The organism is Lentzea albida, assembly GCF_900111005.1.
Lineage (GTDB): Bacteria > Actinomycetota > Actinomycetes > Mycobacteriales > Pseudonocardiaceae > Lentzea > Lentzea albida.
On sequence record NZ_FOFV01000023.1, the window covers coordinates 1 to 11796 of the forward strand.

Sequence of the window (11796 nt, forward strand, 5' to 3'; positions counted from 1 at the left end):
GACAGCAGCAGCGCGGTGAACAGTTCGTGCTGGTTGCGGTCGTTCTCCAGCAGCGGGGCGAGCCGTCGGCGGATGCCGATGTTCGCCTTCATCCGCGGGTCCTTGGCGTACTCGGAGTACATGTAGTCGCGCTCTTCGTCGCTGACCATCTCGAGCGTGAGCTCGTCGTGGTTGCGCAGGAAGATGCCCCACTGGGCGTTCTCCGGGATCGCCGGCGTCTGCGCCAGGATCTCCGAGATCGGGAACCGCGACTCCCGCCGCACCGCCATGAAGATCCGCGGCATCAACGGGAAGTGGAACGCCATGTGGCACTCGTCCCCGCCGACCGCCGGGTCGCCGAAGTACTCGACCACGTCCGACGGCCACTGGTTCGCCTCCGCCAGCAGCACCCGGCCGGGGAACTCGTCGTCGACGACCTTGCGGCACTTCTTGAGGAACTCGTGCGTGCGCGGCAGGTTCTCGCAGATCGTGCCCTCCTCTTCGAAGAGGTACGGCACGGCGTCGAGGCGGAACCCGTCGATGCCGAGGTCGAGCCAGAAGCGCAGGATGTCGAGCATCGCCTCCTGCACCTCCGGGTTCTCGTAGTTGAGGTCCGGCTGGTGGCTGAAGAAGCGGTGCCAGAAGAACTGCCCGCGCACCGGGTCGTAGGTCCAGTTCGACGTCTCCGTGTCGACGAAGATGATCCGCGCGTCGGAGTACCGCGAATCGTCGTCGCTCCACACGTAGTAGTCGCCGTACGGGCCGTCCGGGTTCTGCCGCGACTCCTGGAACCACGGGTGCGCGTCCGAGGTGTGGTTGAGCACCAGGTCGGTGATCACCCGGATGCCCCGGCGGTGCGCCTCCTCGAGCAGGTAGACGAAGTCCTCGACCGTGCCGAACTCCGGCAGCACCGCGCGGAAGTCGCTGATGTCGTACCCGCCGTCGCGCAGCGGAGAGGCGTAGAACGGCGGCAGCCAGAGGCAGTCGACGCCGAGCCACTCCAGGTAGTCGAGGCGGGAGGCGAGCCCCCGGAGGTCGCCCGTGCCGTCACCGTTGGAGTCGCTGAAGGCGCGGACGAGGACCTCGTAGAAGACCGCGCCCTTGAACCAGTCGGGGTTCGCCGAGGCCGGCTTGGCCGACTTGAAGTCCTCGGCCTGGGGTTCGACCAGGAAGCCTTCCGCGTCGACGGCCTCGCCGGTGTGGGGTGTTCCTTCCAGCCCGAGCGCGGAGTCGGGACGGGTGTCGTCGGACATGGTTCCCACCTCGTCGGGGGTTGTGCGGGTGAGCATGCTGAAGGGTGCCCTAGGAGAAACGTCGTTGCAGGCTCACGACGTGTGCGGTGGCGCGCCAGGGTTCGAGGCGGATGTAGTTCGCCTGGCCCCAGTCCCACGTCTCGCCGGTGACCTCGTCGTGTGCGATCACGCGCTCGTGCCAGTCGAACCCGAGCTCCGGCAGGTCGAGGTACAGCGTCCCCTCCTGCGCGTTGTGCGGGTCGAGGCTGACGACGACCACGACCGTGTCTCCGGTCGCCGGATCGCGCTTGGAGAAGGCGACCAACGCGTCGTTCTCGACGCTCTGGAACTTCAGCGTGCGCATCTGCTGGAGCGCTGGGTGCGCCTTGCGGATGTGGTTGAGCTTGCGCAGCCACGGCTCGAGGCTGCGGCCATCGGCCAGTGCGCGGGCGTAGTCGCGTGGCCGCAGCTGGTACTTCTCGGAGTTGAGGTACTCCTCGCTGCCGGGCTTCACGGCCTCGTGCTCGAACAGCTCGTAACCGCTGTACACGCCCCACGTGGGGGAGAGGGTGGCCGCGAGCGCCGCGCGGAGCCCGAACATCGCGGGGCCGCCGAACTGCAGCGACTCGTGCAGGATGTCCGGCGTGTTCACGAACAGGTTCGGCCGCGCCTCGTCCCAGTGGTCGCGGATGTCCTCGCCGAACTCGATCAGCTCCTGCTTGCCCGTCCGCCACGTGAAGTACGTGTAGGACTGGGTGAAGCCGAGCTTCGCGAGGCCGTAGAGGCGGGCCGGGCGGGTGAAGGCCTCGGCCAGGAACAGCGTGTCCGGGTAGACCTCCTTCACCTTCCAGATCAGCCACTGCCAGAAGTCCGGCGGCTTGGTGTGCGGGTTGTCGACCCGGAAGATGCGCACCCCGTGCTCGGCCCAGAACAGGACCACGCGCAACACCTCGTGGTAGAGGCCCTGCGGGTCGAGGTCGAAGTTGATCGGGTAGATGTCCTGGTACTTCTTGGGCGGGTTCTCGGCGTACGCGATCGTGCCGTCGGGCAGCTGCGTGAACCACTCCGGGTGCTTGAGCACCCACGGGTGGTCCGGCGCGCACTGCAGCGCGAAGTCGAGCGCGACCTCCAGTCCGAGCTCCTTCGCCCGCGCTACGAGCGCGTCGAAGTCCTCGATGGTGCCGAGCTGCGGGTGGATCGCGTCGTGCCCGCCCTCGTCCGCGCCGATGGCCCACGGTGATCCCGTGTCCTCGGGCGTCGCGACGAGCGTGTTGTTGGGGCCCTTGCGGTTGACTCGCCCGATCGGGTGGATCGGCGGGAAGTAGACGACGTCGAAGCCCATCGCCGCGACCCGGTCGAGCTCCTTGGTCGCCGTGGCGAACGTGCCGTGCACCGCCTGGCCGGTCTCGTCGATCCCGCCCGTGCTGCGCGGGAAGAACTCGTACCACGAGCCGTACGCCGCCTTCTTGCGGTCGCACCAGATCTTGTGCGTCTTGCCCTTGGTGACCAGCTCGCGCACGGGGTGCTCGAACATGATCTTCTGCACGTCGGCCGCGAGCGCCGGCGAGACCCGTTCGGTGAGCGGCCTGTCCGTGTCGCGCAGCGCCTCCGCCGCGGACATGAGCAAAGCTCGCTCTTGTCGCCTATCGGGTCGCCTTGCCACCCGATCGAGTAGCTGGGCACCGATTTCAAGATCGTTTGCGAGATCACCGGCACCCTGTCCCGCCGCGATCTTCACCTCAACGGCGTGGTTCCAGGTGCCCCAGGGGTCACTCCACGCATCGATGCGGAAGCTCCAGGCGCCCTCGGCGTCCGGAACCACCGTCGCGCCCCACCTGTCGAGGCCGACTCCGACCTCGTGCATGCGGGTCTGGCGAGCGACTCGGTCGTTCGGCCCTCTCCACGTGACGGTGGCCGCGAGCTTGTCGTGCCCCTCGCGCCAGACCGTGGCCTGGACCGGAATGTGTTCTCCCACAACGGCTTTGGCTGGGTATCTGCCAGCCGACACCACCGGGGTCACGTCGTCGATACCGAGTCGTCCGCTCATCGGCAGCGCCCTTCAGCCGTGTCGCTCCGCGTCAATGCGTTGAATCCTGCCTTGCTCGATCAAGCCCTCTGACAGCGGGTTACCCCATCTAGATCCGTACCCAGCCGTGTTCGATCGCACACCTCGACCGCCGTTCGTGTCCAGTGGGTGGACCGCAAACCTTCGTCGCGTTTCTCGGCGGTCAGGCGGGTGCGTCGCGGTGCCCTGCTGAGCGTCGAGGAACCCGATGAAGATTGCGGTCCACCCACAGGGTCTCTCGTCCACCTTCTCCATGCTTGGTGGCTGTCTGATTGCACTCTTCCCGTACAACTCACCGTGTTACACGCGCGCTACGGGTACCGTGCGCGCGTGAACAAGCTTGGAGGTCGCTACGTCCTGCTTGACCAACTCGGCGCCGGTGCGATGGGTGTCGTGTGGCGGGCGCGCGACGAGTTCCTGCACCGTGACGTGGCGGTCAAGCAGCTGCTTCTCAACGACGTCGAGTCGAACGAGTTCCACGAGGCGGTGCAGCGCGCCATGCGCGAGGGCCGCATCGCGGCGCGCCTGCAGCACCCGAACGCGATCGCCGTGTACGACGTCGTGGTCGAGGACGGCAAGCCCTGCCTCGTCATGGAGTACCTGCCCTCCCGCAACCTCTCGTCGATCCTGTCGGACCGCGGCACGATGCCGCCGCAGGAGGCCGCGCGCATCGGGTCGCTGGCGGCTGGCGCGCTGGCCGCCGCCCATTCCGCCGGCATCGTGCACCGCGACATCAAGCCCGGCAACGTCCTCATTGGACGCGACGGCACCGTCAAGATCACCGACTTCGGCATTTCGCGCGCTTTGGGCGATGTGGCCGTCACCAAGACCGGCATGCTCGCGGGCACGCCCGCGTACCTGGCGCCGGAACTGGCCCGCGGCGCCGAGCCCGCGCCGCCCTCGGACGTGTTCTCGCTCGGCGCGACGATCTACGCGATGACCGAGGGCGAACCGCCGTTCGGCAAGAGCACGAACGACCTCGGCCTGCTCTACAAGGTCGCGCGCGGCGAGACCCGCCCGCCGATGCGCTCGGGCCCGCTCACCGGCCTGCTGACGAGGCTCCTCGCGAACGAGCCGTCGCAGCGCCCGACCGCGGCCCAGGCGGCGGAGGAGCTGAAGGCGATCGCCGCCGGCCAGCCCGTCCCCGCCACCCGCGTGATCCCGCCGCGCCCGATGACCCCGCCGACCGGCACCGCCGTGATGGGCGCCGCGGGTCCCGGCACCCAGACGCAGCGCCCGATGCCGCCGCAGCAGCCACCGCGCACCCGCCCGCCGGCCCCGCTGCCCGCGACCTACGACGACGGCTACGACGACTACGAGCCGGAACCGGAACCGAAGAAGAGCAACCGCGGCCTCGCCGTCGCGGCCGCGGTCCTCGGTGTGCTCCTGATCTCCGGCGTCGCCTACGCGATCTACTCGAACTACGGCGACGACTCGACCGGCGCGGGGGTGAACCCGTCGGTGACCACCACGTCGGAGACCCCGGAACCCACCTACGACAAGCCGACGCAGAACACGCCGACCAAGACGACCGAGAAGCAGACGCCGTCGTCCAAGCCGGCCCCGACGACCACGACGAAGCCGCCGGCCACCAAGTTCACCCCGGCCCAGATCACGACCTTCGTGAAGCAGCACTACGCGAAGCTGCCGGCGAACGTCGACGCCGCCCGAGGCGACTGGGACCCGGACAAGGCGCCGAGCTCGGCCGAGGAGAAGGAGTTCTGGGGCCAGTTCTCCAAGGTCGCGATCAAGGAGGGCCCGCTGGTCGACGCCGGTGAGGACGGCACGTTCACCGTCACGACGGCGCTGGAGCTGACCGAGAAGGAGACCAACAAGGTCTCGGTCGAGGAGCACACGCTCAAGATCTCGGGCAAGGGCGACAAGCCGCTGATCACGAACGAGCAGAGGGGCTGAGCGCCGTCCGGTCGGGCCGAGCCGGGCGTGGCGCCCTGCGGCCGTCTCGAAGGGACGGCCCGCAGGGTTCGCCCGAGACCTGCGAACCACGGGCCGGCGGGTGCGTCGGCGCGTCCGGTGTCACCGGACCGGGTGCCGGGCTCCGCCGAGGCGCCGGCGTGGACAGGCGTCCCGAGCTGCACTTCTGACCTGTTCACGGCCCCTGCCCGTCTTGACCGGTTCTGCAAGTCGTTGCAGGTCTGACCGGGAACGTTGTCAGCCCCTGGAGGGTGGCAGGTAAGTTCGCTCGTCATGCGAGCACTTCGACGGTTCACCGTGCGAGCCAGCCTGCCGGAGCCCTTGTCCGCGTTGAGCACGCTCGCCACCAACCTGCGCTGGACGTGGCACCCGCCGACGCAGGACCTGTTCGCCTCGATCGACCCCCGCGTCTGGTCCGAGGTCGGTGGCGACCCGTTGCGCCTGCTCTCCGTCGTGGACGCCGGGAAGCTGGAGGCACTGGCGAGAGACGAGCAGTTCCTGCTCAAGCTCCACGCGCTCGCGAGTGACCTGGAGCGGTACGTGCAGGGGCCGCGCTGGTACCAGCGCCGGCAGGACGAGATCACCCAGCGCCGTGAGCACGGTGCGCCGGACACGCCGCTGCCCACGAGCGTCGCGTACTTCTCGATGGAGTTCGGCGTGCACGAGGCGCTGCCGAACTACTCGGGCGGTCTCGGCATCCTCGCGGGCGACCACCTCAAGGCGGCGTCCGACCTGGGCGTGCCGCTGATCGCGGTCGGTCTGCTCTACCGGTCCGGGTACTTCCGGCAGTCGCTGTCGCTCGACGGCTGGCAGATCGAGCACTACCCGTCGCTCGACCCGCGCGGGCTGCCGCTCGAGCTGCTGACCGAGCCGTCCGGGCTGCCGCTGCTCGTGCACGTGGCGATGCCAGGCGACCGGATGCTGCGCGCGAAGATCTGGAAGGCGCAGGTCGGGCGGGTTCCGCTGCTGCTGCTCGACTCGGACGTGGAGCAGAACGACGAGGACCTGCGCGGTGTCACCGACCGGCTCTACGGCGGCGACCAGAACCACCGGATCCGCCAGGAGATCCTCGCGGGCATCGGCGGCGTGCGGGCCGTGCGGACGTTCTGCGAGCTCACCGGGCACGCGCAGCCCGAGGTCTTCCACACCAACGAGGGCCACGCCGGGTTCCTCGGCCTCGAGCGGATCCGCGAGTACATCACCAACGACGGCCTCGACTTCGACCAGGCGCTCACGGCCTCGCGCGCCGGTGCGGTGTTCACGACGCACACCCCCGTGCCCGCCGGCATCGACCGGTTCCCCGTCGACCTGGTGCAGCACTACTTCGGCGCCGAGAACCTGGTGCCGGGCGTGAACACCCAGCGCATCCTCGCGCTGGGCGCCGAGGACAACCCCGGCATGTTCAACATGGCGCACATGGGGCTGCGGCTCGCCCAGCGCGCGAACGGCGTGTCCAAACTGCACGGTGAGGTCAGCCGGGACATGTTCCGCGGCCTCTGGCCGGGCTTCGACGCCACCGAGGTGCCGATCGGGTCGGTCACCAACGGCGTGCACGGACCGACGTGGGCCGCGACCGAGATGAGCAAGCTGCTGGGAGCGTCCGAAGCGGACACCCAGAGCAGCACCGGGTTCGGCATCGGCTCGTTCGAGCCGGTCACCGACGCCGGGCTGTGGGAGCTGCGCAGCACCCTGCGTGGCCGCCTGGTCGACGAGGTGCGGCGGCGGGTGCGCGAGTCGTGGCTGCAGCGCGGCGCGTCGGCGCTGGAGCTGGGCTGGACCGACGGCGTGTTCGACCCGAACGTGCTGACCGTGGGCTTCGCACGGCGCGTGCCGACGTACAAGCGCCTCACGCTCATGCTGCGCGACCCGGAGCGGCTGCGTTCGCTGCTGCTGCACCCCGAACGGCCCGTGCAGCTCGTCGTGGCGGGCAAGTCGCACCCGGCCGATGACGGTGGCAAGGCGCTGATCCAGCAGATCGTGCGCTACGCCGACGACGCGGGCGTGAGGCACCGGATCGTCTTCCTGCCGGACTACGACATGTCCATGGCCCGGTACCTGTACTGGGGCTGCGACGTGTGGCTGAACAACCCGATGCGTCCCCTTGAGGCGTGCGGTACCTCGGGCATGAAGGCGGCGTTGAACGGCGGCCTCAACCTGTCCATCCGCGACGGCTGGTGGGACGAGCTGTACGACGGCTCGAACGGCTGGGCCATCCCGACCGCGGACGGCGTCAACGATCCGGTCCGCCGCGACGACCTGGAGGCGAACGCGCTGTACGACCTGCTCGGCTCGCAGGTCGCGCCGCTGTTCTACGACCGCGGTGAGGACGGCGTGCCCACCCGCTGGATGTCGATGGTCCGGCACACGCTGGCCTCGCTCGGCCCGGTCGTGCAGGCCTCGCGCATGGTCCGCGAGTACGTCGAGACGTACTACGCGCCGGCCGCCGCGTCCGCGCAGAACGTCGTCGGCGAGGGCTACCGGGGCGCCAAGGAGCTCTCCGCGTACCGGCACCGGCTGCGCGCGTCGTGGACGCGGGTGCGGGTGCTCGACAGCGACCTGGTGCTCGGCGGCTCGTCGGTGCCGGTGCTCGGGGCGCCGGTCATCGTGCGCGCGCGGGTCGAGCTGGCCGGGCTGGAACCGTCCGAAGTGGACGTCCAGGTCGTGCTCGGCAAGGTGTCGCACGACTCCGACGAGCTGAAGGACGTCGTGTCGTCGCCCATGAACTACGCGGGCAACGGCAACTACGAGGCCGAGGTGCCGCTGCCGCACGCGGGGGCGCTCGGGTACACCGTGCGCGTGCTGCCGCGCCACGGCCTGCTGGCGACTCCGGCGGAACTCGGCAGGGTCGTTCTCGCTAGTTGACGTTTCACCAGATCAACACAGGGCATCCGGTTCGCCTTCCCAGGGCGAGCTGGATGCCCTGATGTGTTCGTCTTCCTCGTTTCCCGTTCACTGCTGGTGACATGGCGCAGGCGTGTACCCCTGTACCCCCTTCCCTCAAACGAATGACCACTTGTTCGAGTGGGTGAATTCGTGATCTCCGCTGGTAGGGGTACGTGTGCGGGCTTACGCTCCATGGCATGGAATGAACCGCTCCTGAATTCGTGAGCGATTTCCGGTGCGGCTCCAAGTGAATTGCGCATTGAGGAAGAAGGTAGCCGTGAAGAAAACGATTACCGCACTCTCGCTCGTCGCAGCTCTGTTCACCGCGTCCACCATCCCGGCTGCCACCGCGTCGCCCGCCGCGCCAGAACTCCCAGCCGCCTGCGCCGGTCTCGTCACGGACCTCGCCGGAAAACTCCAGAAGACCATCGCCAGTCTCCTGCCCCTGCCCAACGTGGGTGCGGTGACACCGTTGATCGGTGACCTGCTCGGCCTCGTGACAGCCATGCAGAGTGCGGGCTGTCTGCCGACACCACCGGTGAGCGTGCCGGGTGTGCCGCTGCCGGCCAAGGCCGCCGAGTACGCGGGTCCGGCCGAGTGCCTGCCCGTCGTGCTGAACCTGATCGCGTCCGTCGCCGGGCTGGGCGGCACCGTCCTGGGTGCCGCGAGCGGTGCGTTGCCCGACGTCGGCAAGCTCACCGGCCTGTTGACCACGTTGCTCAAGACCGTCACCGACCTGCTGAGCAAGTGCGGGCTGCCGGCACCTCCAGGAGGCCTGCCCACGCTGCCGGGACTGCCGCTGCCGGTGGAGAAGGGCTGATCTGATCGCGGGGTGGGAAGGGCCCGTCACCGGTCTCGGTGACGGGCCCTTTCCTGTGTGCGGAGCGTGGTATTCCTCAGGAACAAGAATAGGACCGAAGAGCTGCGAGGTCACCCATTCGTCGTAGTCCAAGCCTTTTTCTTCAAACCACACAATGGAGCGAAGGATTCGAAATCGGCTCGGAGACGTGGTTAATCTGCAATTGCTCGATCCGCTGCTCGAAGAACGGAAAACTGCAGATGATCAAGAAGGCAATCGTCCTCGGTGCCGCCATCGCGGGCATGGGACTTTTCGCGTCGACCGCGCACGCCGCTCCGACCCCGAGCCGGGACGTGCTGGACACGCAGCTCGTCGGTCCCATCTCCATCACCGCGCTGTCGCACAACCCGTGGACTCCCGGGAACGGCAACGTCACCGGATCGGGCAACATCGGAGGCAACGGCAACAACGTCGGAAACAACAACAACGGCGGTAACGGCAACAGCAACGGTGGCGGCGGCAACAACGTCGGCGCGGGCAACTCGGGCGGGAACGGCAACAATTCCCCCGGCTGATCCTCGCCGCTCGGCCGGCTGACCCGCCGGACGGCGTCGATCACGCCGCCGGTGCGCCCTCCGGCTCCCGTCGCCCAGCTGGTTCCCCGGCGGTCGTGAGACCACCCGGACTTCCTCGGATCAGCTGATCTGCAGACGGGCGCGGGTCGCCGCCACCCGCGGACTCCAGCCCGCGAGCTCGTGCGCCTCGGCCACGAGTTCGCGGGCTTTCGCGTTGTCGCCGTCCGCCATCCACGCCCGCGCGATGGTGACCAGGTCGTCCGCCCGGCCCTGGGCGTTCTCGCTCGACTCGGCGGAGTACCCCGCGAGCTGCCTGGCCTTCGCGGTGTCGCCCTCGATCAGCGCCATGATCGCCAGCGTCCCGTGCGCGCGGGACTTCGGATATCCGGCCTCGTAGGCGTTGGCGAACATGCCGCGCGCGGTCTCCAGCCCTGCCTCCGCCGGGAACTGCCCCGCCTCGACCGCCAGCACCGCGACCCCGGCGGTGGTCGCCATGACGAACGCCAGGTCGCGTTTGCTCAGGTCAGGGCGGTTGCTCAGGCCGATGACGGTCTGCAGCGCGTCGAGGTAGCGCTCGCGCGCACACGACGTCACGACCTTGAGCCCGACGACGGTGAGCAGGTCGGGGTGTTCCTGGACGAGCTCGGCGTAGATCCGTTCGGCTTCGTCGAGGTCACCACGCTGGTAGGCGTCCATGCCGGCGATCACGCCCGGCCGCGCCTCCAGCTCGCCGAGCGGCCGGCCGGTCATCTTCGGCAGCGTGAACACGAACCAGCCGAGGCTGGTGTTGCCCGCCTGGTCCCTCGGCACGAGCTGCAGCAGGAAGCACGCGGTGGCGGCGAGTGCCATGCCCTTGCCGAACGAGGACCCGATCGCGAGCCACGTCAGAGCCGCGACCGCCGCGCAGACCAGGATCGCGAACGCCCCGGCGAGAACGGTCCGCCGGCGCACCCCCGGCTTCAGCCCGGTGATCCCGACCGTGGCGAGCACCGGGATGCGGCGCAGCACCAGCCGCTGGTGCGTCCACGTCCACGACTTCAGCTCACCGCCGATGCCGATGATCACGTGCGTGATCCGGAGTCCGAAGAGGACGGCGCCGAGCGCCAGGCCCGCCTGGGCCGCGGTCAGTTCCACGAGCAGGCCGACCAGCGCTCCGGCCAGGCCGAGGTAGAACTCCGAGAGGGTCCAGGCGATCGTGCCGGCCACCACCAGCGCCGTCACGACCGTGCGCACAATCGTCACGATCACCAGACGTTACCGGCGTGGGAGCGGTTCCCGGACCGAGCCCACCGGACTCAGACCACCGGCTGCGAGCCGCCCTCGCGGATCGGCAGTCCGGCGGCGCGCCAGCCGCGGAACCCGCCGACGAGGTCCGTCGCGTTCGGCAGCCCGATCTTCTGCAGGTCCCTGGCCGCGAGCGACGACGCCCAGCCCTCGTTGCACACCACGACCACGGTCGTGTCGGCGGTGAAGCCCGGCAGCCGCCACTCGCCCGCGGGGTCGAGCCGCCACTCCAGCACGATCCGCTCGACCACGACGGAGTTCTCGATCTCGCCCTCGGCCAGCCGGTTGTGGGCCGGCCGGATGTCCACGACCAGCGCGTCCTCCAGCTGGTGCAGCTCGTGCGGTTGCAGCCGCTGGAGGTGCGACCGCGCGTCGTCGAGGATGGCGTCCAGGGTGCTCACGGGCCCTCCAGGTCGGCCAGCTGACGCAGTTCCGCCAGCGGCAGGCGCTGCGCGGGCAGCGGCGGGATCGAGTCGGGGATGTCGAGCAGCGACGCGTACTCGCGTGTCGGCACGAGCGGTGGCGAGTAGGCGTGCACGGTCGCGGCCGGGGCGTCGAACGGGTTCAGCACCTGGTGCGCCCGCCCGGACCCGAAGCCGAGCGCGTCGCCGGTGTCGCGGACGGCGGACCGGATCGGCCCGGCGGGGTAGCGGTAGTCCTCCTGCAGCTTGCCCGTGAGCACGGTGAACGACCCGGCCGATCCGCCGTGGTCGTGCGGCTCGGTGTGCTGGCCCGGCAGCCACGACAGCAGCCAGAGCTCGACGCCCTCGGTCAGTCCGAGCCGCGCCCACCAGCGGCGTTCCTCCGAGTAGTCGAGGATCCGCAGCAGCCCCGTGGTCAGCTCGCTCGCCACGAACGACGTCAGGTCGCGCAGCTCACGAGGGGTCCACAGGTCGCGGGACGGGTGGATCACGTCGCGCAGCAGCCGGCCGTCCAGCACGGGGTGGAGGTCGAATTGATCTTGTTCGGCATACGTCGAGGTCACGCGCTCGCTCCTGAAGGCCGCGTCCGGGTACGGGGTAGCGATCAAGACGCGACGCAGGGCGC

The 11796-nt window shown here is 69.3% G+C and carries 9 protein-coding genes; 4 read left to right on the forward strand and 5 right to left on the reverse strand.

The genetic code is table 11. From position 1 onward, the window contains the following. Positions 1-1232, reverse strand: a 1232-nt coding sequence (gene treS, locus BMY74_RS38360; RefSeq protein ID WP_089925372.1) for a maltose alpha-D-glucosyltransferase, incomplete at its 3' end; no start/stop codon positions are given. A gap of 49 nt (positions 1233-1281) precedes the next feature. Further along, on the reverse strand, positions 1282-3258 hold the full coding sequence (locus BMY74_RS38365; protein ID WP_089925376.1) for an alpha-1,4-glucan--maltose-1-phosphate maltosyltransferase: 1977 nt from the start codon (positions 3256-3258) through the stop codon (positions 1282-1284). A gap of 348 nt (positions 3259-3606) precedes the next feature. On the opposite strand from BMY74_RS38365, the gene BMY74_RS45465 reads away from it, so the two are divergent. The 4 genes from BMY74_RS45465 (at position 3607) to BMY74_RS38385 (ending at position 9465) form a co-directional block, all read left to right on the forward strand. Then, a complete protein-coding gene (locus BMY74_RS45465; RefSeq protein WP_245786607.1) occupies positions 3607-5190 on the forward strand; it encodes a serine/threonine-protein kinase in 1584 nt (527 codons plus the stop codon). 291 nt (positions 5191-5481) lie between these two features. Beyond that, entirely contained in the window at positions 5482-8070 is a 2589-nt protein-coding gene (glgP, locus tag BMY74_RS38375; protein WP_089925379.1) for an alpha-glucan family phosphorylase, read from the forward strand. 298 nt (positions 8071-8368) lie between these two features. Further along, a complete protein-coding gene (locus BMY74_RS38380) occupies positions 8369-8911 on the forward strand; it encodes a hypothetical protein (RefSeq protein WP_089925382.1) in 543 nt (180 codons plus the stop codon). Between the two features lie 239 nt (positions 8912-9150). After that, on the forward strand, positions 9151-9465 hold the full coding sequence (locus tag BMY74_RS38385) for a hypothetical protein (RefSeq protein ID WP_089925385.1): 315 nt from the start codon (positions 9151-9153) through the stop codon (positions 9463-9465). A 120-nt stretch (positions 9466-9585) separates the two neighbouring features. Here the strand turns inward: BMY74_RS38385 and BMY74_RS38390 are convergent, their stop codons facing one another. From BMY74_RS38390 to BMY74_RS38400, 3 genes are read right to left on the reverse strand one after another with little or no spacing between them, the layout of a single operon-like run. Next, positions 9586-10707, reverse strand: coding sequence for a hypothetical protein (locus BMY74_RS38390; RefSeq protein ID WP_143091872.1), 1122 nt, complete (start codon positions 10705-10707; stop codon positions 9586-9588). 53 nt (positions 10708-10760) lie between these two features. Then, positions 10761-11150, reverse strand: coding sequence for a rhodanese-like domain-containing protein (locus BMY74_RS38395; protein ID WP_089925390.1), 390 nt, complete (start codon positions 11148-11150; stop codon positions 10761-10763). After that, positions 11147-11734 (reverse strand): cysteine dioxygenase, encoded by a 588-nt coding sequence (locus BMY74_RS38400; RefSeq protein ID WP_089925393.1) that lies wholly within the window; start codon positions 11732-11734, stop codon positions 11147-11149. Before BMY74_RS38400 ends, BMY74_RS38395 begins: the two co-directional genes overlap by 4 nt. Positions 11735-11796 lie beyond the last annotated feature (62 nt).